A 23,564-nucleotide genomic window follows, 5' to 3' on the forward strand; every position below is an offset into this window, starting at 1 on the left:
ATTCCTTTACCTGTACAAGTCACCATTATCGACATGTAATCTTAATGGACATATCTTCCTGCTTACCGGCACTAAGCCACTATTCAAGGAAGCCAAACCATGGAAGCGCTCGAAATCATTCTGCTGGGCGTCACCGGCACCACACTGCTGGTGCAGGGCCTGCAGCACGCTCGCCTGGGCGATATCTGGACCCTGCTAAAAAGCGATCGCGACCTGGAACGCAGCGCGCGCATCCATGAACAGGAGAACACCGAGCTGCGCAGCGCCCTGCGCGCCGAACGCGAGCATGTAAGCCAGCTGCAGCGCCAGGTCCACCTGCTGATGGGGCTTATCCCCGAAGCCTGAAGATGAGGGCGAGCCCGCCCTCATCGCTTTTGCCATGGCACTGTGTTTACCTATCCACCCCTTCACCCAGGGAAGCCCCCATGCCCTACCCCATCGAACAGAAACTCGTCGTCGGCGTCGCCTCCAGCGCCCTGTTCGACCTGACCGACTCCGACGCCATCTACCAATCCGAGGGCGTCGACGCCTACCGCCAGCACCACGAAGCGCACCTGGACGTACCCTTCCCCAAAGGCGTGGCCTTCCCCTTCATCCGCCGCTTCCTCAGCATCAACAAGGCCTTCCCCGAGCAGTTGCCGGTGGAAGTGGTGCTGCTCTCGCGCAACTCCCCGGAAACCGGCCTGCGCGTGTTCCGCTCGATCGACCATTACGGCCTGGACATCACCCGCGCCGCCTTCATGTCGGGCCGCTCGCCCTACGAATACATTCCCGCCTTCAACGCCTCGCTGTTCCTCAGCGCCCATGAAGGCGACGTGCAGCGCGCGATCGACGCCAACTACCCCGCCGGGCTGGTGCTGCCGACGCGCATCTACGATGACGAGATCGACACCGAGCTGCGCGTGGCCTTCGACTTCGATGGGGTGATTGCCGATGACGAGGCGGAGAGCGTGTACAAGCAGCGCCTGGACCTGACCGAATTCCAGGCCCACGAGCAGGCGCACAAGGCCGTTCCGCACCAGCCGGGGCCGTTGGCAGATCTGTATCGCAAGCTCTCGCTGATTCGCCAGCTCGAGGATCGCAAGCTGGCAGAGGATGCGCACTACAAGCGCATTCTGCGTATCGCCATCGTCACGGCGCGCAATGCACCATCGCATGAGCGGGTGGTGACGACGTTGAAGAACTGGGGGGTTTCGCCGGATGAGTCGTTCTTTCTGGGAGGGATGGAGAAAGAGCGGGTGTTGCGGATTCTCAAGCCGCATATGTTCTTTGATGACCAGCGCAGTCACTTGACCTCGGCGGCGGGGGATTTGCCGATGGTGCATGTGCCGTTTGGGGTGGCCAATAGAGTGTTGAGCGGACAAATAGACGAGAAGCCGGGAGCGCTTCAAGCACTCAATCGCTCCCCGGATTGATTCGACGAAGCCTGCCCACCCTTTAAGACAGCGCTTCCCTTCCACACATCGAAGACTCACAGTTCACGCACCCTAAGATGGCTATGTGCCATAATTCTGAGTCACCTAGGCCTGTTCGGGCTAAGTACCGAATGTGTCTTCACCAGAAGCAAGTACAACAAAGTCACGCCGCTCATTTCACCCAAGGGAAAAGAAGTAATGGATAACGTTGAAATCAATCGCATCAGGAACGAAGCGACTAAGCAGGTGCGAGCAATCCTCGATCAACTTGAGAACGACTACCCAGGCGTAACCGAAGGGCTAGCGGCTGCGTTGGGTTCGACTGCCGGCGCTGCGGGTTCGTTTGGGGCGTTGTACATGCTGGGCGTGACAGGGCTTTCAGCACCCGGCATCACCTCTGGTTTGGCTACAGCAGGCGCACTGGTAGGCGGTGGCATGGTTGCAGGCATTGGTGTATTGGCTGCGCCTATCGCACTTCTCGGCGTAGGCGGCTATGCATTGATGAAAAGCCGTAAGAATGCGAAGTTGGCCGCTGCCCTGGGCGAGGCGATCAGCAAGCTTTACAACATTCAAGAACGACTGATGAAAAATGCCGAGACGTTCAAAGCTGAAATTGCGGCCATCAAACAGACCATCGACATGCTCACGAGGAAGAAGCCATCGTGAGCCACGGGCCCTACAAGGATGAAGTCAGCGCACTGGCCCTGCTGAATGATCGCTCACAAGCTATTAGTGCTGCGCATGACCAAATTGCCTCGGATATTCACCATATCCGTGAGCAGTTGCTAGCGCTTGCGCAAGGGGTGGGCAAACCTGCAGAAGAAGTGCTCGTAGGCGTCGCGCGTGAAGTCGTCGAACCGCTGAGCATCGATGTTCCTCTCGCCGATATTTATGCTCAAGCGCGTGCGAAACATCCTGATGCCTGCCTTAGTCATGTGCTCAATAACGATGATTACAGCGCGATCGATCAGCGACTGAATGCTCGGTTGCAGGCATTCAATGCTCGCTACACGCTGGACGGATGGGACTATGCGATCGCTGGCTGCAGCGGATTGTTTTCCGGTGTGCTCGATCTTCTGTTCGTTCGCGGGCCCGCCAAACCAGGAACGAAATGGGACACGCCCGTAGAGGGAACTTTCAACGGCTGGGTCCAGCAATTACTGAATAAATGGCTACCTCCAGAGTTATCCAAAAAATTGGGGGATGCCTGCAAGATCGGTGCACCGGACAGTTCGGTATGGACTGACCTGATCGGGGCCCCCGACAAGGTCTTGAACCCGATCAATCATCGCCTTCGTTCCTTGGCGCATGACCCGATTCTGGGCTTTTTCTACGGCGTCTATGACATGATCCACGGCACATGCACGGTGGTGGTCAATGGGCAAGTCATGCAGATACCCAGCAAGAAAGGCCCAACGCAGGGCAATCTCTTCCAATTGCTCGGCAAGATGTTCGGCCACTTGTTGTCTGACCTGAATGCTCCGTCAGCAAAAGGAAACAGAGGCATGGGGCTCCCGGCACCCTTCATGGGTCTGCTGCGCATGTTTGAAAATTTGGAAGTCGGTGGGGTTTCATTCGGTAAGCAAATCGAATGGATGTACACCCAGGGCTATGACTTCAGACAGTTTCTGGTGACGAGCGTGCCAGCGGTCATCATGGAAGTCATCATGCGGGTGTTCTATGTGGTGAAGCAGGTCGCGATTAATGGAGCGACATTCTCCCAAGCCTTCATGGAAACACTGCCGGGTCGGATGAGTCCTCGCTTCAGGATCATGCTCGCCATCGCCTATGGTTCGAGCAGTGCCGTCAATGCCGGGAAAATGTACGTGAGCCGCAACCTGTTGGACCTTAACTACGCAGCCTGGATGGGCCTTGTGTGGAACGGCAGCTTCGCGTTGAAATGGTCACTCTACGATCGTCATGTGCAATTTTGGGAAGAAGTAGAGCTCAATGAGCTGGAGCGTTTAGAGCAGCACACCGAGAAGCTTGACGATTTATTGGAGCGTTCCAGAACACTCTGACAGATGGCGCACGCCACGCCTCGGCATGCGTTCTGGCCAGCGAACCGCTGGCCAGAACGTTCACTTAGCTGAAGCTGATCTCGGCGGCCTGTTTCGCGTAGAGATGTTTCTGTCGCAGTGCAGCAACCTGAATTACAGCTGGGATCGTTACGCGGTATGCACTGCCTGCGATATCCACAGCTGTCCACAGCCCCGTGATTGCCCAACCAATTGGCCCCGTCAGCACAGCCATGGTTCTTGCCAATGCAGCGTTCGCTGCCAGCGAAAGACCACGTCCGATAAGCTGCTTGAGCACAGCGTTCACAATGATCAACGTCAATTTGTAAGAGCTGAAACCGCCCGCCCGGAAAACCGCCTGGAATATACCCGTCATGGCCTCGGCCGTAAGGCCGCTGGTATTTTTCATTCCCGTTGCCGTTGCCAGCTCGCTGAGCTCCTCGGGGCTCATCCTTTCCAGCGCATCGGAAAGAATTTTCATTAACAGGCAAGACTCGATTTTTTCAACGCTGGCGTCTTTGTTGTAGTTGACCTTCAACTTGTCACACACATCCGTCAATACCTCTTTGTACTCCACACCTTTGCCGCCACGAAAGATCGTCGCAAAGGTGTTGGCGCCGAAACACTGGATTTCGGCCGCAATGAGGTCCCAATATTCATGATGGTCGGGATGATGAGCCTTGTAGCGGTCATTGACCGTCAGTTCTTCGGTAAAGCGAACGCTGCCGTCTTTATCGTGCGTGAGGCAGTACACCAGGTCATTCAGGTCGGAAGACTCCATGCGACCCAAGAATGCCAAATCCTTGTCTTCCCGATATGCCATTTAAAACGTCCTTTTCATCCAGTCTGCTTAGGTCAAGGCAGCAGCACGCTGCCATCATTCAGGAATACACCCAGCTGTTCGCCTCACGACCACTACTCGCAGGGTGGCGCGCACGCTATGCAGCACGTCGCCTCGTCGCCCGCAAGCGTTGCTCAAGGAGCAGGACTACGCCTGGGTAATGCCTACCCTTGTTGCAGTAGTCTGCATTTCCGATTTGCGGAAAAATAAATGCAAAATCGCGATCGTCGCTGTACTCGCCGATACAGCCAATAGATTCAAGCCAGGGTTCAAGGTAGGCTTTCACTTTCGTTTCGCAGACGTCCCCCAACTTGCCACCTTCAGGGCAAACTTCTTTAAGGGGAATGGTCGGAACGACAAAGGTCGCTGCGAACCTGCAATTGGCTTCATGTACTTGTAGATCACCCGCGTCATGCCAGGCTGCTCGCTTTGCCTGGGCAACATAGGAGTAGCCATCCGCGCGTGTTCCGATTGGCTGGTTGGCCTGCTTTGCCTCAAAAGCGAAGCTGATTTCTGGAGACCTTACATACAGGTCGCATCGACCATTGCGCAACTTGTCACCGTGATCGACACCCGGTGACAACGTTCTCATACGTTTCGACGTTGTAAACTCTTCCAGCGCAACCCAACCCTCGAGCGTCCATGCTGCCCCAGCCAGCGTACTGAGGATGGCGCGCTCGTTGTACCACCATGGATTGTCTTGAAAACTTGTGGTGTAGCGCTGAATAGTAGCGATCCAGGCTGTCAGTAACTTATGCAGTTCAGTATTAGGGCCTTGGGCAGACACCTTCTTCCATGTACTTTCCGCTACCACGATAGTCTCTTTACCGGCTGTAAAAAATCGAATGATATCATGCTGCCATCACTTCGCAAGAACACCTAAGACAGGAAGTCCCCCATGCAACGAATCGTCATCCTAGGCAACGGCGGCAGCGGCAAGTCCACCCTCGCCCGCGCCCTGGGCGAACGCCTGAACCTGTCCGTGGTGCACCTGGACAAACTCTTCTGGGAACCCAACTGGACCGAACCCGACGCCGAACAATTCCGTGAGCGTGTACGCGAGGCGGTTGCGGGCGACACCTGGGTGTGCGAAGGCAACTATGCGCGGCGCACGTTCGACCTGCGCCTGCCACGGGCGGATCTGATCATCTGGCTCGACACGCCTCGGCTCACCTGTTTCATGCGGGTGCTGCTGCGCCTGCTGCGTAACCAGCCGCGGCCTGATCGTGCGGCAGGTTGCGAGGAAAGGTTCGATTTGGCGTTTCTCAAGTTCGTGTGGACGTTCGACCAGGGCTACCGGCCAGGCATCGAAGCGGTTCGCGAGAAAGTCGGGCCGCAAGTGCCTACGCTGCATCTGCGTGGCAAGCGGCAAATCAGGGCGTTTCTCGAAGGGCTGGGCGCCCCTGCATCGATGGTGAACGGAGTTTAAGCTGCGCGACAGGGTCTACCCATTGAGGTGAGCTAGCCGCCATTGTGCGAGGTGGTGCATGACCCTGATTCCCGACCTGAATGGCAAGGCCAATGTGCTGGTATGCGGTGCGAGCCGCGGTATCGGCTTGGCGCTGTGTGCGGCTTTGCTGGCCCGCGATGATGTGGGCCAGGTTTGGGCTGTGTCACGCGATGCGACACGCAGTGACGGGCTCGCAGGCCTCGCCAAGGAGCACGCTGAGCGCGTTGCGCTGATGGATTGTGATGCGCGTGATGAGCCTGCGCTTGCAGCACTTGCGAGTGAGGTCGAGCGTACTTGCAACCATCTTCACCTGGTCATCAGCACGTTGGGCATTCTCCATCAGGAAGGAGCGCGGGCCGAGAAATCGTTGGCACAGCTGGACCTTGCCGGGCTACAGGCGAGCTTCGCGACCAATGCATTCGCGCCGATATTGTTGCTCAAGCATTTGCTGCCGCTGTTGCGCAAAGGGCCCGCCACGTTTGCCGCGCTGTCGGCCAGGGTCGGGTCTATTGGCGACAATCGCTTAGGTGGGTGGTACAGCTATCGGGCGAGCAAGGCGGCGCTGAACCAGTTGCTGCATACCGCGAGCATCGAGCTGAAACGCCTGAATCCGGCGGCCACGGTATTGGCACTGCACCCGGGAACGACCGACACAGCGTTATCGCGCCCTTTCCAAGGAAATGTGCCGGCAAAAAAACTGTTCGAGCCTGCGTTTGCAGCCCAACGCATTCTTGAGCAGATCGAACGGCTTGACCCATCCCGCAGCGGTGGGTTCTGGGCCTGGGACGCCCAACCGATCGAATGGTGACTCTGTGTAGGAGCGGCCTTGTGTCGCGATGGGCCGCGCAGAGGCCCCATCCCCTCAAGGCCGCATCAACGGCTCGATCCCGATCCATTGCTTGACCGGGTGATGACACAGCTCAAGCGGTGGAATCTGCACCTCGCGCCCCTGAACATCCAACGTGCCCAAGTGAATGGTCCACTTGGAGTCGGCATTGAACTTGTCCGTCGGGAAGATCACATAAGCGGAGCCATGCCGCTTGTTGTTGGTGACCCGGGCAATTTTCCTTTGCACTTCCTCGCTATTGATAGCGTATGGCGAAGGCCGTGCGTAGTTCGGGTGGAAAACCGGCGCGTCATAGTCCCCGCCCCCCAGGTATACCTCGGGCCTTGCCTTGAGCTGCAAGCCATCTTCAAAGGTGATGTACGCCTCGCGGCTGTCGTAGACAATCGGCAGCGGCGGCGCCCCTCGGCCCTCTTCGTTGTAGGCGACCAACTGCACATAGAACTCCGGCCTCAGATACTTCTCGCCCGGGTATTGAACATGCAGAAGTTGCTGGAACGGCTGGTCGCGCCAGCGGGACGGGTAATCGTACAGGTAAGTTTCCAGACGGACCGTTGTCTCTCCCTGCGGCCCGGGCACTTTGAATGCGTGCTCGGTTTCGCAGAGGTCGGCATAGGCAGCGCGTTCACGTTTCCAGGGGACGCAGGCGGTTAGCGAGGCCACTGCCAGCAATAGCAGGAAGGAGCTTGCGTGTTTCAGGTGAGTCATGACCTCAAGTTCGCATGCGCTTGGCGGCACCAATGACCATGAAAGCCGCACCCGGTATCCAGATTCCCGGATTCGAAGTGCCCAAACCCACCACAAGCAGCGCAATACCTATAGCCAACATCAGCGTTCTCCCTCACTGGAATATCCATCGCACAAGCGGCCCATTTAAGCATAAAGATGGCCACTGTCATCTAATGCCAAGTCGATGACGCCAAATGAAAAGCACCCTGGCGCTACATCTGGATACTGACTTCCGCAGCTCAAGCAATCGAAGGGAATTCAGGATGAAGTTCAGTTTCATAGAGGGCTCACGCCTTAGCCGTCGGCGCGTGCTGCGCGATGCTTTTGCCCTCGCAATCGCGACCAGCCCATTGGCCGGCTTGGCCAAGGCAGCCAACGAGCGCGCAGATGACGTCAGTGTTGCCGCAGGCCCACGGCCCCTGGTGCAGTACCCGCAAAAACGCCCGCTGACGCTGGTCACCACCCGCCCTCCCCATCTCGAAACCCCGTTCCGCGTTTTCAACGACGGGCCGATTACGCCGAATGACGCGTTCTTTGTCCGCTACCACTTGGCCAACTTTCCTACCAGCATTGACCCAGACAGCTACCGCCTGACGATCAAGGGCGCGGTCGATACGCCACTGTCACTCTCCCTGGCCGAACTCAAAGCGCTTGGCGAACCGGTGGAAGTGGTGGCCGTGAATCAATGCTCGGGCAACAGCCGCGCCTTCTCGATGCCGCGCGTGTTCGGCGCCCAGTTGGGCAATGGCTCCATGGGTAACGCCCGTTGGCTGGGCGTGCCGCTCAAGGCGGTGCTGGAAAAGGCCGGCGTGAAAGCCGAGGCGAAACAGGTGACGTTCGATGGCCTCGACAAACCGGTGCTTGCGACCACGCCAGACTTCATCAAGGCGCTGGATATCGACCACGCCATGAACGGCGAGCCCATGATTGCCTGGTCCATGAACGGCGAAGAAATACCCTTGCTCAATGGCTACCCCATACGCCTCGTGGTGCCGGGCTATTTCGGCACCTATTGGGTCAAGCACCTGAGCGAGATCGACGTGCTCGACCACACCTATGAAGGGTTCTTCATGGCCAAGGGTTACCGCGTGCCGGACAACGACTGTTTCTGCGTCCCCCCCGGTACCGCGCCGACGAATACGCGGCCAATTGCCAAGCTGCCTGTACGAAGCTTCATCACCAGCGTTAGTCACGGCGACGTGTTGCCGCTGAAACAATCCCTTGTGCTCAAGGGCATTGCCTTTGATGGCGGTGCCGGAATCGGCAAAGTGGAAGTGTCGGTCGACGGCGGCAAACAGTGGCGTGAAGCCGCATTGGGGCAGGACCTCGGCCGCTTCTCGTTCCGCGAGTGGACATTACTGATCAACTTCGCCCACCGAGGCGCGACGCAATTAATGGTGCGGGCCACCAGTAACGCCGGCGAAACCCAGCCACTGCGGGCTGGCTGGAACCCGGGTGGGTACCGGCGCAACGTCGTCGAAACAACTCACGTGACCATTGCCTGAAGGAGCTCGCATGAATCGCATGAAGTTCGTGGGCGCCTTGCTCGCCTGGTGGATTAGCGTGGCTCAGGCAGCACCGCTTTCAATTACCTTGCCGCCTGAAACCGCAGCGCTCAAGCCAAGTACGCTACCGGGTTATGCCTTGGCGCAACAGAAGTGCTCAACTTGCCACTCTGCCGATTACATCAACTTCCAACCGCCTGGCATGAGCCTGGAACAATGGACGGCAGAAGCGGGCAAGATGAAGAACACGTATGGCGCCCCAATCAGCGATGACGATGTGAGCATTATCGGTGCTTACCTGGCGGCCACCTATGGTTCTGCCCAGACGAGCGATGCGGCAGTGCAAACGGCTTCTTACCCAGCGAAGGCCGAAGCCACTTCGGATGCTAAAAACGATGCCATGGCGTTGCTGCAGAACAATGCCTGCCTGTCGTGCCATGCCCTGGATCACAAGGTTGTGGGGCCGTCTTATCACGAGGTGGCCGCCAAGTATGCCGGTGATGCGCAGGCGCTGGAGAAGGTAATTGCCAGTATTGAGCAAGGCGGCGCGGGCAAGTGGGGCAATGTGCCTATGCCGGCTTTTGCGCAGTTGAAAGCGGAAGATCGGGAAACGCTGGCTGCATTTATTCTCAAGCAATAGCACTGCGTGATTTAAGTGCTATATGGCGCGGTGCTACGCTGCTGGCGGACATGCCACACAAGGAAATGGACATGAACTTCGACTGGCACGCTGGGCCGATCACCCGCGCTACCCCGATAGATAGCGACTACCGCAATACGCAGAAAGTGCGGGAGTTTCTGCTGAGCGAGTGTGGCGATTCGTTCAAGTTCGATCGCGCCTTCATGGCCTGGATCAAGAGTGGTGCGCCAGCCAACATGGGCGACGTTGCGGATCAATGGCGGCGTATCCACACGCTTTAGCTAAAAATGGCGTTACATGCTGTAACGCCTAACGGCTAAAAAAATCAGATTTGGCTACTTTCTTGTAGGGCATTTCCCAAAGATACTGCCGACGCCTGTTTTCCGTTGCGGTCGTATTTCCTCAGTTTTAGTCTCGCTGGGTCGTTGCACATCAACGACTAGCTTTGACAGGCTGATGATGACCAAACATACGGTTTGCTTTATGGCGGCTGTGTGTGGGGCACCTCGTGTGCGCCGGTTTGGTCTTCACCGGTCTGTCAACCCATACACAGCTGCCACCTCTTGTTTGACAGCAAGCGATGGTCGCTCCGCTGAGGACCAAATAATGCTGAAGATCGTCCCCGATCCACCCCACGATATGCTCACCCTGGAAGACACCCTGATTCAGGCCACGGACTACGCGCTATGCGCGGCCACTGTGGTGCATCAGGCATTGCTGCTGCAGCCCAAATCCCCAGCCTCGATTCTGATGATGGCCTCGATGCATGAAATGGAGGCACTGCGAGCGCTGCTCGAGTCCGCACTCATCCAAGTCCAGATGCCCACCGGCCCACGGACTTTGAACTCGTAGGCAAAGCCCTGCCTGAGTTGGCCTGCATACGCACTTGTGGGAGCGGGCTTGCCCCGCGAAGCGGCCAGCCCAGGCAGCAAAAATTTCAGGGAGATTGATCGATGACCACAGACGGCACCCCATGCACAGTCGGCAAAACCACCTTCTACCAAGGTGAAAACCACACCCACCCCCTCTTTCGCATCGAGCCCGGCATCCCCTGCCAGAGCGCCCGCGAACAAGCCTCGGAACTGATGGGCTACGCCCGCGACCTGTCCATCGACGGCCTGATGGAAGACAAACCCCAACTCATCTGGGCCTCCCACTACCTCTGCGCCCTGGCCAAAGCCCTGCTCGACGATGCCGAGCTTGGCATGATGAAAAAACCTTGAATGCATCAAGGCGGAACACCTCGATAGCAGGTGCTCCGCCTGAAGAATGCCTGCGGCTTACTGACTGACACCTACCGTAGCGCGATAGCCGACGCCACGGCTTTTTGCCATTTGCACAAACAGCAGCACCAGCCCCAGCACCGAAATGACCGCGCCAGTAACTCCCATGTAAGCAACCCCAACTGTACTGAAGGTGACGCCACCCAACCACGACCCCAGTGCAATACCCGAGTTGAAGCCCGCAATATTAAGCCCCGCAGCCACGCCATGAGCGTGCGGCGCGTGCTGCTGTGCAACGCCGATCAAACGCGCCTGCAACGCGGGCACGGCACCGAAAGTGAACATGCCCAGCGAAGCGACGAGGATGCCCATCGCAACCACGGACTGCGCAAAGCACCACATACCCAGCGCGGAAACGGCAATACCGCCAACCATGATCGCACTGGCCCGATCGACGCCCAGGCGATCCGTCAACTTGCCGCCAAGGACATTACCGATCGCGGCAAGCACGCCGTAGATCAACATGAACACACCGACAGTCGCCACACTGACCTGGGTGACCTCGGCCAACAGCGGCGCAATGTAGGTATAGGCGGTGAACGAGCCGGCATAACCCAGCACCGTCACCAGCGCCGCAGCCAGCAATGCTGGATGCAAGATTGCCTTGAGCGCCTGCCCTACGGACTCATCACCCACCTGGCCTTGCGCTTTCGCAGGCTCTTTCATGCCCAGCAACAGCCCAAGCAAGCCCAGCGCTCCAAATACGGCAATCGCGCCCAGCACCGGCCGCCAGTAACTCATGCCACCCAGGTAGGTGCTGATCGGCACGCCAATGGCCATCGCAATGGTGAAACCACCAAACACAACTGCCACCGCGCTCCCCGCCTTCTTCGGCCCGACCAAACGTGCGGCCGTGCTCGAGGCAAGCGCAAGGAACAAACCATGCCCCATGCCCGCGATAAAACGGGCGATCAACAGCATCGCCAGGCTGGAGGCGAGCGCTGCAAGCAGGCTTCCGGTGCAGAACACCAGCACCGTCATCAGCATCGCTCGCTTGCGCGACCAGCCTGCGGTCAGGGCGGTCAACACCGGCGCAGCGACGGTGGCCCCCAGCGCATAAAGGGTAACGGCGCTGCCGGCCTGCTCGACATTGACGCCGAGGCTTTGGGCCATGACATCCGTGAGGCCGATAGGCACGAACTCCGCGAGGCCTAGCGCGAACGCTGTGAGGGTGAAGATGTACACGATGAAGGGCATGGGAACCTCTTTGAAAACAGGGACATCGGTTTTAACCGCGATTGCCCCGAATCGTAGAGAGCCTTGATCGATGCTAGAAATTATTGTTTATTGGGTTTTGCATAAATAATTTTATGCCTAGACACTGCTCTCCCCGCCGACACTCCACAAGGCGAGATCACTTTAATGAGCCATCTTGACCATTTACGGACCTTCATCGAAGCCTACCGACTGCAGTCCTTCTCCCGCGCCGCCCAGTCGCTGGGGATGACCCAACCCGGTGTGTCGCTGCATATTCAAGCGTTGGAAACCTTCGTCGCCAAACCCCTGTTTGTGAGGCGAGCGCGCGGCGTCACAGCGACAGAAGCTGCCGATGAACTGGCCCGTGCGGTCGGCCCGATGCTGGATGGCTTGGAGAATCGGCTGGCGTCCTACCGCCTCAGTGACGAAATCAGCGGCACCGTGCATATCGCCGGGCCTTCCGACTTCATCTATTCCAGAGTGGCATCGCGGCTAGCGCCACTGCTGGCCCAAGGTTTGAAGGTTCGCCTGCATACCGGCAACCGAGAACGGATTTACAGCTTGCTCAACAGCTCTGCCGCAGACTTGGCAATTACCGCCTCCATGCCGGATGAGCGCTCGCACGGCTATGCCAGGTTGTTGACTGAGCGATTCCTGCTGGTGCTCGCACCGCACCTGGCCAAAGCGCTTGGCAGCAAGCCTACGGCTGAGGGGTTGGCAAAGTTGCCGCTGATTGCCTTCGATGAAGACCTGCCGCTCGTTCGGCCTGTTTGGGCGGCGCTGTTCCAGCTTGCGCCGACTTTGCAAGCCGCGCTGACCATTGCGGATTTGCGCATCATTCAGGACCTGCTCGTGAAGGGACAGGGGTGGAGCGTGCTGCCGGATTATCAATGTGTCGAAGCGTTGGAGTCTGGGGCTTTGGTGTCACTCACAGCGCATGAGGATGCGCCTACCAATAATCTGTATCTGGTGTGGAACAAGACCTCGATGCGTAATCCACGGATTGCGCATGTGCGTGACTATATCCTGGGGTTATTTGCGCAGGCGTAGATCTGTCAAACGCAGCAATCTCGGTAGTAAGCCATCTCCAGTTCGGCCACAATCGATCACTCAGTCACGCTGGGACGCCTCGCATGCTCACCACCCTCGCCATTGGCAACTACCGCTCCATCAACCATCTTGTGTTGCCACTCGGGCAACTCAACCTGGTGACCGGTGCCAACGGCAGCGGTAAATCCAACCTGTACAAGGCCCTGCGCTTGCTTGCCGAAACTGCCCAGGGCGGCGTGATCGAAGCGCTTGCCCGCGAAGGTGGGCTGGATTCGACCTGGTGGGCGGGCCCGGAGATGAGTGCGCGCATGAAGCGTGGTGAAGTGCCCATTCAAGGACAGCATCCCAGCGAAGCCAAACGCCTGCGCCTTGGGTTCGCTACCGAGGATTTCGGCTTTGCCATTTCGCTTGGGCTGCCGATTCCGCTGCCCTATCCCACTGCATTTATGCTCGACCCAGAAATCAAATCCGAGGCTATCTGGGGCGCAGGCGCATATCGTCCGTCTTCTTTGCTGGTTGAACGCAAGAACGCCATGGTTCGGGCGCGGGAAGGGAACGGTTGGGCGGTGCTGGATCAACATGCCGATAGCTGTGAGAGCTTTTTCAATATCGTTGGCCGGCCACGGCAGGCGCCGGAGATTGGCGAGTTGCGGGCGTTCATCAACAGCTGGCGGTTCTATGATCACTTTCGCATTGACCGTGAGGCGCCCTGCCGCCAGCCGCAGTTGGGGACTCGGTCGCCGGTTCTGCATCATGATGGGCGCAATCTTGCTTCAGCGTTGCAAACCATCATTGAGATTGGTGAGGTTGAAGACCTTGTAGCGGCGCTGGATGACGCGTTTGCTGGGAGTCGTCTGGAGATCGATGCGCCGCCGGGTGGGTTGTTCAGCGTGCGGCTGCACCAGCATGGGCTTTTGCGGCCGTTGGGTGGGGCTGAGTTGTCGGATGGGACGCTGCGTTATCTGTTGTTGATGGCAGCACTGCTCACGCCACGGCCGCCGTCGCTGATGGTGTTGAACGAGCCGGAGACTAGTTTGCATGCGGACCTGTTGCCAGCCCTTGCGCGGCTGATCATTCGCGCTTCGCAACGTAGCCAGGTGTGGGTCGTTTCTCATAGCGCACCGCTGATTGAGGCGCTGACGGCGTGTGAAGGTTGCAATGTATTGGAGCTGGAGAAAATCCAGGGGCAGACTCAGCTTCGCGGGGTTGGGTTGCTAGATGAGCCGTTGTGGCGGTGGGTGGACTGATAGCTTCTCACGAGGTTGGCAGGGATAGTTTCAAGGTGCACAGCGCCAAACTCTGAGAGGACGGCGCTTTCGAATGGTATGAAACTTTCTATGAGCGCAAAAAAGGTTACTCTTATTCGAAAACCACAGAACCCCAGAAACAACAAAGCCACCCGAAGGTGGCTAAGTCGTTTAAATAATGGTCGGGACGGAGTGATTCGAACACTCGACCCCTTGCACCCCATGCATGCCAAGCCTACCTAACGGCATGATATTACAGGATTTCCGGCCCTGCTTTCGCTGCAACGAAGCTCAACGGTGACGGACCGATCCGAACGAAGTCACTTCAAAAGTCACTGGCCCTGGCCAGCCTGCCCGCGGCGTCCTGCCGACCGTTTCCCTTCCTTTATATAGACACCAACAGTCGCCGCCCCCCTACCTCACCTTTCGCAGTATCTCGTGCACGTAGTGGTCAGGCTGGGGCTCGAGGTATTTGAACAGGCCCATCTCATACATCTCCTCGTGGTCGTTCAGCCCGAACAGCCTTGCCGCGTCGGCCATCTCCAACATCTCGGATAGCTGCAGGTCGTCGACCTGACGCCGGCGGCGGCACTCGAGCGCCATACTCACTAGCTTGGCGGCGTGCTTCTCTGGATCCGTGGCCAGGTCGAATATGTTGTCGAGCGCAGCGACCCACTCGCGCGGCAGCGAGGTCATCATTCCAGTCTGCACCACCAAGACTGCGCGTAGACCACGCCGTCGATCTCCTCGAAGCCAGTGACATTCATCCCAAGCGTGCCCATGCCATTCACGCAGGCGTCGTGCAGCCGCGGGATGATGTCGCCGCTCGGGGTTGGATTGAAGACCCAGGCCTCGATGCACGGGCGGCCCAGCACTTTGCTGTCGCCGTACTCAATGTGCACGTCGGCGCGCAGAGGCTGGACCTTGCGCATCTTCTCTGCAGGAATGGCGACGCCGCGCTCTCGACGGCGCACGAGGAGGAAGTACATAGGACACCGAAACTGTATAAAAACACAGTATCGTATAGTGCGCGGCTTTCGTGGGCTTTTACCGATCGGCGGGTTCAGTGCAGCGGTGGCTGATCCTTGCTCCGAGCCTTGGCCACGACCCGCAACTGGTAGTCGGATACCGCCTGGAACAACGACTCCGCGAGCAGGCGAAGGCGCTCGACTTCTTCCCCGGGCAGGCCCGCAGCCTCGGCCTCGTGATACTGACGCATGGCGTCCACAGCCTGCTGAATGAGCGGCTCACCAGCCTCAATCATTCCGATGAAAGTTCGCTTCTCCACGACCATCCCCAGCACTTCGACCGGACCAGTATAGTCATCGGCACGCTGTAGCCGCCGCCTCCAACCCCTTCTCGTAGCCGATCCGCTGGCGACGTTCAGCCAGCAGCGCCCGCACTTTCACCTCCAGGCTGTCGGTCTTTCGCAGGCCGGCGGCCGCCCACGGCGGCACCGCGACTTCTGGCGCCCGGCATGGCACCTGCACCGGCACCTCGACGCGCACATACTGCACCTGCGGCTCAACGCGGCCGCTGCAGCCAGTCAGCGCCAGCGCGTACAAGATCAGCAGCATCCTCATAGGCCAAGCTCCTTGTCGATGATCGAGGTGGCAGCGGCGCAATGGTCGCCACCGGTGCGCTCCTGCTGAAGCCGGTTCGCCGCGGCGTAATCCAGATCTGCGCTGGTCTTGGCCTCACTCACCGCCTGCTCGGCCCTGGCCTGGCGCTCGTTCGCGGCCAGGGTAAGGTCGCCCAGGGACTTGCCCTGCTCTTGCGTCAGGCCGGCGAGGTTGTTGCGCGCGGCGGCGCACACGGAAGCCTGGTCCTGGGCCGCGTCCAGAACCGGGCGGAAGTGGCTGGTGGCGATCCAGCCGCCCACGAACATGCCCGCCAGGATCAGCAGGCCGGCGCATGCGGCACGCATTGCCCAGGACGTCATGCCAACACCTTCAGCGCCAAGTCATACAGCGCCAGGCGCTCGGCTGCGCCGAAAGGCACCTTGCCAGGCTGCCCGGTGTTGATGATGCTGCCGATGTCGCGGATGCGGCCGGCGTCGGCCATTTCGTTCAGTCCACGCTTCGCCCACCACCAGGCGGCGGACTGGGCGGCATGCTCAGGCTGCTCGAGCAGTTGCGGCTCAGCCTCCAGCGGCAGGCCCATGCCGGCGCCGGCCTCGCGGTAGTTGTTGCGCCCAGTGACCTGCAAGAGGCCGCGTCCGCGGTACTGCCACCCATCACCGGATGCCTCGGGGCCGTTACCCATGCGGCCGCCGTAGACCTTGTTGGCGATCTTCTCCGGCTGCCGGGCGTAGCCGGGAGCAGTCTGGTTAGTGAACCGAGAGGGCCAGGTCCGCACCAGCGCCTCGGCGCTGTAGTTCAGGTTCTCCACCAGATTGCGCAGCTGGCCGGACTCGTGGCCGACCTGGGCCAGGAAGGCAGCCTGCCGGATTCGGCTGTCGATCTTCCAGCGCGCCATAGCCCGGTTCAGTGCAGCCAAAAAAATGCCCGCGACTGGGCGGGCATTGGGGAGGATCTGCAGCAGCTGCTGCTCGGTGATCGGCATCAGGCCTCCTCCTCTACAGATGCCTCGGGCGCGATATCCGCCGCTTCCTGGGCAGTCACACGGACCTGGGCGGAGTAGCGCTTGATCACCTGGGCCGTTCGAACAATGGCCGTAGGTTGTGCCATTAGCAGTTCGCGGGCGGCAGCGTCGGCGTCTGCCTCTGTAGGGTGCTCGACCAGGTTGGCGGGGTCGTAGAAGTTGCTCGAGTTGATGACGATGTAAGGCATGGGGCTTTCTCCGGGCATAAAAAAACCCGCCGAAGCGGGTGGATTGGATGACATGTGGGTTATTTCCAGCGACCCGTCGCTCTGAACGACCAGCGGGTGGGGTTGGCGGTTGCACTTCGGTACGAGTAGGAGTTGAGCGTGAACTGGGTTGGAGTGACCGCGATGAATGTGCCGTTCATGTTCACCAGCCCCACGTCGTTTTGGGCACCGGTGCCCGACGCCCCATCACAGGAGTACACCACGGTAGGGATGCCCACGAAGGGCGCAGCGAACACACGGGTGGCCGACACGCCGATGCTGATCACCTGAGCCGGCAGAATCACGAAGCCGGTAACCTCCATGGTGCCGTCAGGGTACTTTACGAAATAGCCGTTGCTATTGGCCTGGCTCTGCAGCCCGTCCATGAATTGATAGATTTCGTCGAAGTTCGCAATAGCCTTCACCCATGCGCTGCGCCGATCATCTCCGCCGGCGCCGCTCGGCGCGGTACCCAGGTTGATTACTTGTTTGGTCATTTGGGCTCCTTAAATTGGCTTCATGGGGCGAGAAGCGAACAGCGTTCGCCCGTTGACGCTCACCGGGTTGACCCCGTCGAAGTTCTCGCAGTACATCTGCAGGACACCTCTATTCCCGGAGAGGAACCCGCCGAAGTTGGCTCGAATCGGCTGCGTCGTTTGCCCCACGTTGGTGTTTGAAAACAGAGCGTTCCCCAGCACGTAATCCTCGAAGCTGCCAGTCCACGGCATCTGCGCGGGCGAGGCGTAATACCCTGCTCCAGTGATCGGCGTGCCGGCGGTGACAAACTGCGTGGTCGCGGGCTGGCTGTTGAGCAGGGACAGGTTTGCCGTGGTGACGAAAATCCGGCTCCCCACAGCATCACGAACCGAGGCGCCGTATTCGCCCACAGGAGTACTTGGCGCCAGGTAGCTCGCGCAAAACCACTTGATTGCCATGGGGTAGAGGGCAATGTCCCCGTGGGCCGCCCGGGAGGGAAAGGACTTGATCCGGAATCCGGTCCAGTTTCCAGGCCCTCCCTTGACGGAAAAGTTGCCGATCATCATGTAGTCGGCGGCATTGAAGAAGATCAAAGGCCGCTCAAGCGTCGTTATTGGTGCGGGAAATGTGACATCTCCCCACTGAATGAGGCTCCCCGACCCCGGCCCCTGCTGGCCCAGGTTGAGAGCGCCGTTGTACCGGACGTTCAGCAGCTTGTTGACGGCGTCAATTTGTGTGCGCACGGAGTTGTTCTTCGCCCGAATCCCATAGCTCCCAGGGGCTGCGAATGGCTCACCGCCCTGCGAGAGAATCATCACCTGCCATTGCAAGCTCATGGGGCGGCGAAGTTGCAGCTGGCCCTGCGAGTACCAGGCCTGGGGGCTGTAGGTGTTTTCGCCAGAGTCGACGAGCGCGTCCACCACCACGAACGACGCCGCCTGAATCTCAGGTATGGCGATGTACTGGTCCAGCGCACCATTCCCCACCACCTGCATCATCTTCAGGGAGCGGATCGGGGTAATCGTGGTATCCAGGGTAACGGCCCCGACCGCATCCCGCGTGCGGAGCCCGTACAAGTCGGCCATCAGGTCAATCTCCCCACAGCGGCCCGCTCAATACCGTTGATGTCGTAGACGTACAGGCCGCCGTTGTTCAGCAGCGTTGAGCCGTTGGCATCCTGCCCGCGAATGCTCACTGCGCCCGTGACAAAGTTCATCTCCAGCAACGGCAGGCCTTGGGCATTCAAAGCAGCGGATCGAATAGTCATGCCTGCGACAATTTCCTGAATGAACGCCTTGTTGATCACCGCCTGGTTGATGAAAACCTGGCCGTTCTGCACTACGAACGGCAGGACCGTCTGACCATTCACTCCGTCAATGATCGCCACGCGCTGCGCCGAGAGCAGGATCTCTCCCTCGACTCCGTCACTGCCGATAGCGATGCCCGTGGCAACGTGCCTGCCCTGAGAGTTCGTCTCGACTTTCCACGTAGATTTTGCGGAGACCTCGCCATCCAGGCTGACCACCACCTCGCTCAATTGCTGAATCGATGCGTTGGTCTGCCCCATCTGTGCCTGAACGGTGTCCACGCGCCGGCCCTGGGCGATATCGCCCTCGACGCGAGCCGACTGCTCTGTCCACACCCCGACCAATCCACCCGTAGCGCCAGCCAGGCCGGAGGCATCACCCTCCAGCTCGGGGTTGACCTGGACATACAGGCCATCGAGTCGTGTTGCCTGCGCAGTGATCGTCGCCCCTTGCTGCGTGACCTGCGTGCTAAGTTGGCTGATGGCGGTGGCCTGCCCCGCCAAGGCTCGCGCCGACGGGCCGGCCACGAACGGCGACGGCGCATTGTTCTCACCAATGCGCTTCTCGACCATCACCGAGTCGATCACCACCGACAGGTTGGCGACCGAAGTCCGGTTGAAGTAGATCGTCAGCGCCACCCGAGCGCTGTCGGTGACCGTTACCGGGAACGTCAGGCGCTGACGGGTGGTAGTGAAGGCTACGTCAGGCGACACACGGGACGTGCCATTGAACAGCGATACCCGCGCAGTCCCAGCGGCGCTGCCCTGGACGTACATCGACACCAGGTAGGTGCCAGGCTCGATCCGCAGGTTGAACCCTGTGTCACCGTATACCGGGCATAGCATCAGGTACTCGACCGCAGAGCTTGCCGTCACCTGGTAGCCGAAGCCTGAGTCTGCGGCAGCCACTGCAACGCCGACACGCGTGGTGTTAGGCCCCAGAACGGTAGCCGGCAGCGTGGTCGAGGTCAGCCAGCTGTATTGGTCGCTCAGCAGGTTGGAGCCTGATCCGCCGATGTTGCCGACAGTCGATTGCAACTGCGTCAGCGCCTGCCCCTGGCTGGTAAGCTGGCCCCCTTGGTTCGTGACCTTGGTGTCCAGTGCCTGAAGAGCGGAGGCATCAGCCTTGGTCGCAACCTGGGCCAGCGCCTGCGCAGCTGCAGTAGCCGCGTCCGTCGCCGCTTTGTCCGTTACAGCCACCCAGGCCGAGCCGCTCCATCGCTTCGGTGTGTTGGCATTGCTGGTGGTGTCGATCCACAGGTTCTGCGCCAGGCGCTTGTCTGTGGCCGGCTCGGCGCTGCCGTAAATGACCTCACCCTTTGCGCCAGCTTTATCCGAAGCCGCCTGTGCCGCCTGCTGGGCCAGAGTGACATTGCCATTGGTGGTTTGTAGGCTGCTGGACAGGCCAGTGATGGCCTGAGCGTTCGCCTGGTCGCCGCTGATCCGCGCTGCCTGCTCCTCGACCACAGATGCAACCGAGGCTGAAGGCGCGATGTGCCCGATGGATATCCAGTCGATCTCAAACACGTCACCCGCAGCAGCGCTCAGGTAAATCACGATTCGGGTGACGGTGCTGCTGGTCCAGTCGTTACCACCCGCTGTCAGCTGGGACATGTCCCATTCGACCACCACCGACTGTCCCGTCGGTATGCCCGGGTCGGCAATGACCTTGCTGTACGACGGCGAGGAGGAATGCCCCGGCGTGAAGTAGAGGACCTGCCCCAGCCATCCCGAACCCGAGCGTCGCGTGATGCGGCACCGGATCCGGTCGTTGTCTCGGCCACTGAACGACACCAAAGGCGATGCGATGTAGGCGTCTGCAGCGGTGTTCGAGACGATCAGTCGGCCATTTTCAACGGCCAGTGTGCTGCGCACGCCGCTCCAGCCCTCAACCGTCGAGGCAAACCCATAGTTGAGAGCAGTGTCGAAGCCCCCCGATTCGGCGCGAATGGTCGCGATTTGTGAGGCCAGGGCCGCGTCCGCATTAGTTCGCGCCGTGACTTCGTTGCCAATCGCTGCCGAGTTCGATGCGCTACTGGCCGCCACGGTATCAATCCGCTGGCCCAGCGCCGTGTCGCCAGTAGTGCGAGCGGTGATCTCCGCCTGGATGGCCGCAGCGTTGTTCGCGGTTGAAGCGGTGACGGTGTCGATTCGCTGCCCCAGCGCAGAGTCGGCCGACTGCCGCGCCTGAGCCTCACTGGTGATTGCAGCACCACGCGCCTGAGCCTCGCTCAACAGGCCTTGAGCGCGGGCTGCGGCTTCCGCATCGATCGCCTGAATGCGCGCCGTAGCTTCAGCAGCAACCCGCTGCGCAACCGATCCGTCCAGCGTCGGCGGCCCCGAAATAAGCTCGATTTCCTTGCGCAACTCTGGCGCCAGGATGCCGCTATCGATCTTGTCCTTGAGCGCGCCAAGCATGTTGGTGACATCGTTAGACGTGGACGCCACCACCTTCAGGAAAGCACTCACCCCGTAGGCGTTCTTCGATCGCACGAAGTAGGCGTAGTTGGTGGCGAATGCCAGCCCGGTGTGGGTCAAGGTCAGACCCTGGCCCAGGTAATCGCCCTGCGTGGCCTGCGGGTTGGTCGAGAAAAAATACTCGTAAGTGCCGCCGTTCAGCCCATGCAGCGTGTTGCCTGGGATCAGCGTGATAGCGTCGATGGTCGACTGCACCACGCACGATTCAGGGATGGGCGGACCATCGATGCTCACGGTGATGCTGGCCTCGCCGGAGCGGGTCAGCGGCCCCAGAGCAGCAACACTCATCGTGTAGTTGCCCGAGGGTAGCCCGGCGATCGGCAGTTGCAGAGTGGTGGCCGGCACCTGCTGGGCCTGCACCGCGTTGGCACCTTGGCGCACGGTGACCGCGTATGCGGTCACAATACCGGCCGGCTGCACCCAGCTCAAAACGCCCTGCGTGACCTCTGCCGACTCGTCAACCGTCCAGGCAAGCCCAGTTGGACTGCCCAGGCCGCCAGCTGGCAGGTTGATGAAGCCGATCGGGTTGTACGGCTGGCCCACGGCGTCGTCAAACTGTGCCGCATCGTACTGCTGCAGTTGGGCGGTGCACCCCTGGTCCGCACCCATGCTCCAGTTGGTGACGATGAACTCGCCGAGCATGTTCAGTGACGGCAGGTTCACTCGAACCGCGCGGCCAGGCCGGCAGTTGTAGCCCAGGAAGTTCATTGGAATGCTGATAGTGCCGCCAGCGCGCCGGCGGCGCAGCTCGATGTTCGCCAGGCGCTGGGCCTGGTAGGCGTCAGTGACATAGGAGAATGACAGCGTTTCCGCAGCCTCGCCGCCGTCCTCGACCACCCATGCGGCGACGGAGACCTCGGGATAGTCAGTCTCTGTCCACGACTGCGAGGTGTCGATGAAGGTGCCGCGCACCGTGTTGATCGCCGCGTCATTGGTCGGCTCGGTGCTGCCGGTGATAGTGCCGATCACCATGTCCTCGGTGATCTCGAAGTCGTACGGGCCGTAGTAGGCCCCGGCCTGGAACATCCAGCGGCCACCGACACGGATGGTCCGTCCGCCGCAGGCAGCTTCAAGCTTCTGTAGAACGTTGGTGCGCTGCTCATCGGCGCCGATCACGCAGCTGCTTCGATAGCGCGGGCTGGTGGTGTTGTCAGGGTTGGCGACCGATTCGTCGCAGACGTTGGCGCCGCTGGCGAAGGTCTCGAACACGATCTCATCGTCGGGCACGCCGCAGCGGTTGCGCAGAAACCAGAGAATGTGCAGCGCGGTGTTCTCGGTGTAGATGGACATCCCAGTGCGCGGGTCGTAGATATCGTTGCGACCGCGCACGATGAAGCGCGCATCTGGGATGCCGGATGGGAACTTCTCGGCGCTGTACTTGAGCGACAGGCGTACGAACGACAGCCCGCGGCCGATTTGCTCGTCTTTCCAGTCAGGGCAGTTGGCCTTGAGGAAGGCATTCACCTGGGTCGGGTTGACCACCAGTTCATAGGAGGCATGCTCGCCATAGGTGGCGATCTCCTCCTCGCCCAGGTAGATATTTTCCAGGGCGTCCACCGGGCCTTCACAGAGAACGTACACCAGGTGCAGCCACTCGCCATCGGCTTGGTCACCGACCTGCTCCTGCGCCCAGACCAGCACGCCACCGGTGCTGACCCGACCAAGGATGAAGCGCGCGGGCGCCTTGGAGGAGCGGACGGTCTGGGCCGACGGCTCGTTGTCGCGCAAAGGCGACTTGGTGTTCAGCTTCTCCTGCTGCTCGGCCATGTAGAACGCCAGGCCGGCACCAATGGCGGCGCCCACCGGGCCACCTTGCACGAAGCCAATGACCGCGCCGACGGCGACCTGAGCAATCTTCCTGACGCCACCGGACATTATTCAACTCTCCAGACTGCAAGCGGGTCGCACACCACGCGGGCCACCCCGTCGTTGGTGGTCGCCCAGAATTCGTTTGCCCAGTACACGGCCATGGACCTGCCGCCGGGTGCTTCGTACATCGCAATGTCGCCGCGCTGGATGAATGCCGGCGCCACCCGGGTGAAGCAGGCATCCCAGGCCGCCTCGAGGCTTCCGTGACGCTTTTTCAGTGCCCGCTTCGCCCCAGCCTCGGTCTTGTAGGTGCCGCGATACGCCTCAGCCGGGTCGGTACCGCACACCGCCACAGCGCAGTCCGCCGCAAACAGGCAGCAGTCGAATTCGCCCCATGAAAAAGGCCGCTCTAAGGCGGCCTTGATCACTTCGCTGAGGCGTGTGGTCCAGTCTCGGTAGCGCATG

Annotated in this window: 28 protein-coding genes; 13 read left to right on the top strand and 15 right to left on the bottom strand. The window is 60.0% G+C overall.

All coding sequences use genetic code 11. The features are described from left to right. Nucleotides 1-99 precede the first annotated feature (99 nt). From L6D75_RS12290 to L6D75_RS12305, 4 genes are all read left to right on the top strand, one after another. Complete coding sequence (locus L6D75_RS12290; RefSeq protein ID WP_176514463.1) at nucleotides 100-345, top strand: hypothetical protein; 246 nt, start codon at nucleotides 100-102, stop codon at nucleotides 343-345. Nucleotides 346-425: 80 nt separating this feature from the next. Then, complete coding sequence (locus tag L6D75_RS12295; RefSeq protein WP_176514461.1) at nucleotides 426-1,415, top strand: 5'-nucleotidase; 990 nt, start codon at nucleotides 426-428, stop codon at nucleotides 1,413-1,415. Nucleotides 1,416-1,613: 198 nt separating this feature from the next. Beyond that, nucleotides 1,614-2,081: a hypothetical protein gene (locus L6D75_RS12300; RefSeq protein ID WP_176514459.1), complete on the top strand. Its 468-nt coding sequence runs from the start codon at nucleotides 1,614-1,616 to the stop codon at nucleotides 2,079-2,081. Then, the gene (locus L6D75_RS12305) at nucleotides 2,078-3,436 is read left to right on the top strand and encodes a hypothetical protein (RefSeq protein WP_176514458.1); all 1,359 of its coding nucleotides are present in this window, start codon (nucleotides 2,078-2,080) and stop codon (nucleotides 3,434-3,436) included. The genes L6D75_RS12300 and L6D75_RS12305 overlap by 4 nt, the downstream gene beginning before the upstream one ends. 64 nt (nucleotides 3,437-3,500) lie before the next feature. On the opposite strand, the gene L6D75_RS12310 is transcribed toward L6D75_RS12305, so the two are convergent. Both L6D75_RS12310 and L6D75_RS12315 read right to left on the bottom strand, forming a co-directional pair. After that, entirely contained in the window at nucleotides 3,501-4,256 is a 756-nt protein-coding gene (locus L6D75_RS12310) for a YaaW family protein (RefSeq protein WP_176514456.1), read from the bottom strand. Between the two features lie 115 nt (nucleotides 4,257-4,371). Then, nucleotides 4,372-5,088 carry a hypothetical protein gene (locus tag L6D75_RS12315; RefSeq protein WP_176514454.1) on the bottom strand — a complete coding sequence of 239 codons (717 nt, stop codon included), beginning with the start codon at nucleotides 5,086-5,088 and terminating at the stop codon, nucleotides 4,372-4,374. Nucleotides 5,089-5,172: 84 nt separating this feature from the next. Here L6D75_RS12315 and L6D75_RS12320 point away from each other — a divergent pair, with 84 nt between their 5' ends. Both L6D75_RS12320 and L6D75_RS12325 read left to right on the top strand, forming a co-directional pair. Further along, nucleotides 5,173-5,703, top strand: a complete 531-nt coding sequence (locus tag L6D75_RS12320; protein WP_176514451.1) for a P-loop NTPase family protein — start codon at nucleotides 5,173-5,175, stop codon at nucleotides 5,701-5,703. 58 nt (nucleotides 5,704-5,761) lie between these two features. Further along, on the top strand, nucleotides 5,762-6,532 hold the full coding sequence (locus tag L6D75_RS12325) for an SDR family NAD(P)-dependent oxidoreductase (RefSeq protein ID WP_176514449.1): 771 nt from the start codon (nucleotides 5,762-5,764) through the stop codon (nucleotides 6,530-6,532). A 54-nt stretch (nucleotides 6,533-6,586) separates the two neighbouring features. Here the strand turns inward: L6D75_RS12325 and L6D75_RS12330 are convergent, their stop codons facing one another. Continuing rightward, on the bottom strand, nucleotides 6,587-7,276 hold the full coding sequence (locus L6D75_RS12330) for a hypothetical protein (protein WP_176514446.1): 690 nt from the start codon (nucleotides 7,274-7,276) through the stop codon (nucleotides 6,587-6,589). Nucleotides 7,277-7,560: 284 nt separating this feature from the next. On the opposite strand from L6D75_RS12330, the gene sorA reads away from it, so the two are divergent. The 5 genes from sorA to L6D75_RS12355 all read left to right on the top strand — a co-directional run bounded on the left by sorA (nucleotide 7,561) and on the right by L6D75_RS12355 (nucleotide 10,665). Continuing rightward, a complete protein-coding gene (sorA, locus tag L6D75_RS12335; protein WP_176514501.1) occupies nucleotides 7,561-8,802 on the top strand; it encodes a SorA family sulfite dehydrogenase catalytic subunit in 1,242 nt (413 codons plus the stop codon). Nucleotides 8,803-8,812: 10 nt separating this feature from the next. Beyond that, on the top strand, nucleotides 8,813-9,442 hold the full coding sequence (gene sorB, locus L6D75_RS12340; protein ID WP_176514444.1) for a SorB family sulfite dehydrogenase c-type cytochrome subunit: 630 nt from the start codon (nucleotides 8,813-8,815) through the stop codon (nucleotides 9,440-9,442). A gap of 71 nt (nucleotides 9,443-9,513) precedes the next feature. Further along, complete coding sequence (locus L6D75_RS12345) at nucleotides 9,514-9,723, top strand: DUF6434 domain-containing protein (RefSeq protein ID WP_176514442.1); 210 nt, start codon at nucleotides 9,514-9,516, stop codon at nucleotides 9,721-9,723. A 325-nt stretch (nucleotides 9,724-10,048) separates the two neighbouring features. Further along, on the top strand, nucleotides 10,049-10,294 hold the full coding sequence (locus L6D75_RS12350; RefSeq protein WP_176514440.1) for a hypothetical protein: 246 nt from the start codon (nucleotides 10,049-10,051) through the stop codon (nucleotides 10,292-10,294). Between the two features lie 101 nt (nucleotides 10,295-10,395). Beyond that, on the top strand, nucleotides 10,396-10,665 hold the full coding sequence (locus L6D75_RS12355; protein WP_176514438.1) for a DUF3077 domain-containing protein: 270 nt from the start codon (nucleotides 10,396-10,398) through the stop codon (nucleotides 10,663-10,665). Nucleotides 10,666-10,722: 57 nt separating this feature from the next. Here the strand turns inward: L6D75_RS12355 and L6D75_RS12360 are convergent, their stop codons facing one another. Further along, complete coding sequence (locus tag L6D75_RS12360) at nucleotides 10,723-11,922, bottom strand: MFS transporter (RefSeq protein ID WP_176514436.1); 1,200 nt, start codon at nucleotides 11,920-11,922, stop codon at nucleotides 10,723-10,725. Nucleotides 11,923-12,087: 165 nt separating this feature from the next. Here L6D75_RS12360 and L6D75_RS12365 point away from each other — a divergent pair, with 165 nt between their 5' ends. Both L6D75_RS12365 and L6D75_RS12370 read left to right on the top strand, forming a co-directional pair. Then, nucleotides 12,088-12,972 carry a LysR family transcriptional regulator gene (locus tag L6D75_RS12365; protein ID WP_176514434.1) on the top strand — a complete coding sequence of 295 codons (885 nt, stop codon included), beginning with the start codon at nucleotides 12,088-12,090 and terminating at the stop codon, nucleotides 12,970-12,972. 83 nt (nucleotides 12,973-13,055) lie between these two features. Next, a complete protein-coding gene (locus L6D75_RS12370; protein ID WP_176514432.1) occupies nucleotides 13,056-14,219 on the top strand; it encodes an AAA family ATPase in 1,164 nt (387 codons plus the stop codon). 414 nt (nucleotides 14,220-14,633) lie between these two features. On the opposite strand, the gene L6D75_RS12375 is transcribed toward L6D75_RS12370, so the two are convergent. The 11 genes from L6D75_RS12375 to L6D75_RS12425 all read right to left on the bottom strand — a co-directional run bounded on the left by L6D75_RS12375 (nucleotide 14,634) and on the right by L6D75_RS12425 (nucleotide 23,563). Beyond that, nucleotides 14,634-14,918 carry a hypothetical protein gene (locus L6D75_RS12375; RefSeq protein ID WP_236193551.1) on the bottom strand — a complete coding sequence of 95 codons (285 nt, stop codon included), beginning with the start codon at nucleotides 14,916-14,918 and terminating at the stop codon, nucleotides 14,634-14,636. After that, nucleotides 14,915-15,208 (bottom strand): hypothetical protein, encoded by a 294-nt coding sequence (locus L6D75_RS12380; protein ID WP_176514428.1) that lies wholly within the window; start codon nucleotides 15,206-15,208, stop codon nucleotides 14,915-14,917. Before L6D75_RS12380 ends, L6D75_RS12375 begins: the two co-directional genes overlap by 4 nt. Before the next feature lie 74 nt (nucleotides 15,209-15,282). Next, entirely contained in the window at nucleotides 15,283-15,507 is a 225-nt protein-coding gene (locus L6D75_RS12385) for a hypothetical protein (protein ID WP_176514499.1), read from the bottom strand. A gap of 34 nt (nucleotides 15,508-15,541) precedes the next feature. Beyond that, nucleotides 15,542-15,802, bottom strand: coding sequence for a hypothetical protein (locus L6D75_RS12390; RefSeq protein WP_176514427.1), 261 nt, complete (start codon nucleotides 15,800-15,802; stop codon nucleotides 15,542-15,544). Beyond that, nucleotides 15,799-16,161, bottom strand: a complete 363-nt coding sequence (locus L6D75_RS12395; RefSeq protein WP_176514425.1) for a hypothetical protein — start codon at nucleotides 16,159-16,161, stop codon at nucleotides 15,799-15,801. Before L6D75_RS12395 ends, L6D75_RS12390 begins: the two co-directional genes overlap by 4 nt. Continuing rightward, nucleotides 16,158-16,784: a glycoside hydrolase family 19 protein gene (locus L6D75_RS12400; RefSeq protein WP_176514423.1), complete on the bottom strand. Its 627-nt coding sequence runs from the start codon at nucleotides 16,782-16,784 to the stop codon at nucleotides 16,158-16,160. Before L6D75_RS12400 ends, L6D75_RS12395 begins: the two co-directional genes overlap by 4 nt. Then, nucleotides 16,784-17,011 (bottom strand): hypothetical protein, encoded by a 228-nt coding sequence (locus tag L6D75_RS12405; protein WP_176514421.1) that lies wholly within the window; start codon nucleotides 17,009-17,011, stop codon nucleotides 16,784-16,786. The genes L6D75_RS12400 and L6D75_RS12405 overlap by 1 nt, the downstream gene beginning before the upstream one ends. Before the next feature lie 59 nt (nucleotides 17,012-17,070). Then, nucleotides 17,071-17,526, bottom strand: coding sequence for a hypothetical protein (locus L6D75_RS12410; RefSeq protein WP_176514419.1), 456 nt, complete (start codon nucleotides 17,524-17,526; stop codon nucleotides 17,071-17,073). Nucleotides 17,527-17,535: 9 nt separating this feature from the next. After that, nucleotides 17,536-18,591, bottom strand: coding sequence for a hypothetical protein (locus L6D75_RS12415; RefSeq protein WP_176514417.1), 1,056 nt, complete (start codon nucleotides 18,589-18,591; stop codon nucleotides 17,536-17,538). After that, nucleotides 18,591-23,165 (bottom strand): phage tail tip fiber protein, encoded by a 4,575-nt coding sequence (locus L6D75_RS12420; RefSeq protein ID WP_236193553.1) that lies wholly within the window; start codon nucleotides 23,163-23,165, stop codon nucleotides 18,591-18,593. The genes L6D75_RS12415 and L6D75_RS12420 overlap by 1 nt, the downstream gene beginning before the upstream one ends. Beyond that, nucleotides 23,165-23,563, bottom strand: coding sequence for a DUF6950 family protein (locus L6D75_RS12425; protein ID WP_176514416.1), 399 nt, complete (start codon nucleotides 23,561-23,563; stop codon nucleotides 23,165-23,167). The genes L6D75_RS12420 and L6D75_RS12425 overlap by 1 nt, the downstream gene beginning before the upstream one ends. Between the last annotated feature and the right edge of the window lies 1 nt (nucleotide 23,564).

The sequence above is a fragment of the Pseudomonas faucium genome (genome assembly GCF_021602585.1).
Lineage (GTDB): Bacteria > Pseudomonadota > Gammaproteobacteria > Pseudomonadales > Pseudomonadaceae > Aquipseudomonas > Aquipseudomonas faucium.

What these genes read in the sequence shown, in the direction of transcription:
- L6D75_RS12290 (WP_176514463.1), top strand. Translation starts at nt 100, where the DNA reads ATGGAAGCGCTCGAAATCATTCTGCTGGGCGTCACCGGCACCACACTG.
- L6D75_RS12295 (WP_176514461.1), top strand. Translation starts at nt 426, where the DNA reads ATGCCCTACCCCATCGAACAGAAACTCGTCGTCGGCGTCGCCTCCAGC.
- L6D75_RS12300 (WP_176514459.1), top strand. Translation starts at nt 1,614, where the DNA reads ATGGATAACGTTGAAATCAATCGCATCAGGAACGAAGCGACTAAGCAG.
- L6D75_RS12310 (WP_176514456.1), bottom strand. Translation starts at nt 4,256, where the DNA reads ATGGCATATCGGGAAGACAAGGATTTGGCATTCTTGGGTCGCATGGAG.
- L6D75_RS12320 (WP_176514451.1), top strand. Translation starts at nt 5,173, where the DNA reads ATGCAACGAATCGTCATCCTAGGCAACGGCGGCAGCGGCAAGTCCACC.
- L6D75_RS12325 (WP_176514449.1), top strand. Translation starts at nt 5,762, where the DNA reads ATGACCCTGATTCCCGACCTGAATGGCAAGGCCAATGTGCTGGTATGC.
- L6D75_RS12330 (WP_176514446.1), bottom strand. Translation starts at nt 7,276, where the DNA reads ATGACTCACCTGAAACACGCAAGCTCCTTCCTGCTATTGCTGGCAGTG.
- sorA (WP_176514501.1), top strand. Translation starts at nt 7,561, where the DNA reads ATGAAGTTCAGTTTCATAGAGGGCTCACGCCTTAGCCGTCGGCGCGTG.
- sorB (WP_176514444.1), top strand. Translation starts at nt 8,813, where the DNA reads ATGAATCGCATGAAGTTCGTGGGCGCCTTGCTCGCCTGGTGGATTAGC.
- L6D75_RS12345 (WP_176514442.1), top strand. Translation starts at nt 9,514, where the DNA reads ATGAACTTCGACTGGCACGCTGGGCCGATCACCCGCGCTACCCCGATA.
- L6D75_RS12350 (WP_176514440.1), top strand. Translation starts at nt 10,049, where the DNA reads ATGCTGAAGATCGTCCCCGATCCACCCCACGATATGCTCACCCTGGAA.
- L6D75_RS12355 (WP_176514438.1), top strand. Translation starts at nt 10,396, where the DNA reads ATGACCACAGACGGCACCCCATGCACAGTCGGCAAAACCACCTTCTAC.
- L6D75_RS12360 (WP_176514436.1), bottom strand. Translation starts at nt 11,922, where the DNA reads ATGCCCTTCATCGTGTACATCTTCACCCTCACAGCGTTCGCGCTAGGC.
- L6D75_RS12365 (WP_176514434.1), top strand. Translation starts at nt 12,088, where the DNA reads ATGAGCCATCTTGACCATTTACGGACCTTCATCGAAGCCTACCGACTG.
- L6D75_RS12370 (WP_176514432.1), top strand. Translation starts at nt 13,056, where the DNA reads ATGCTCACCACCCTCGCCATTGGCAACTACCGCTCCATCAACCATCTT.
- L6D75_RS12375 (WP_236193551.1), bottom strand. Translation starts at nt 14,918, where the DNA reads ATGATGACCTCGCTGCCGCGCGAGTGGGTCGCTGCGCTCGACAACATA.
- L6D75_RS12380 (WP_176514428.1), bottom strand. Translation starts at nt 15,208, where the DNA reads ATGTACTTCCTCCTCGTGCGCCGTCGAGAGCGCGGCGTCGCCATTCCT.
- L6D75_RS12390 (WP_176514427.1), bottom strand. Translation starts at nt 15,802, where the DNA reads ATGAGGATGCTGCTGATCTTGTACGCGCTGGCGCTGACTGGCTGCAGC.
- L6D75_RS12395 (WP_176514425.1), bottom strand. Translation starts at nt 16,161, where the DNA reads ATGACGTCCTGGGCAATGCGTGCCGCATGCGCCGGCCTGCTGATCCTG.
- L6D75_RS12400 (WP_176514423.1), bottom strand. Translation starts at nt 16,784, where the DNA reads ATGCCGATCACCGAGCAGCAGCTGCTGCAGATCCTCCCCAATGCCCGC.
- L6D75_RS12405 (WP_176514421.1), bottom strand. Translation starts at nt 17,011, where the DNA reads ATGCCTTACATCGTCATCAACTCGAGCAACTTCTACGACCCCGCCAAC.
- L6D75_RS12410 (WP_176514419.1), bottom strand. Translation starts at nt 17,526, where the DNA reads ATGACCAAACAAGTAATCAACCTGGGTACCGCGCCGAGCGGCGCCGGC.
- L6D75_RS12415 (WP_176514417.1), bottom strand. Translation starts at nt 18,591, where the DNA reads ATGGCCGACTTGTACGGGCTCCGCACGCGGGATGCGGTCGGGGCCGTT.
- L6D75_RS12420 (WP_236193553.1), bottom strand. Translation starts at nt 23,165, where the DNA reads ATGTCCGGTGGCGTCAGGAAGATTGCTCAGGTCGCCGTCGGCGCGGTC.
- L6D75_RS12425 (WP_176514416.1), bottom strand. Translation starts at nt 23,563, where the DNA reads ATGCGCTACCGAGACTGGACCACACGCCTCAGCGAAGTGATCAAGGCC.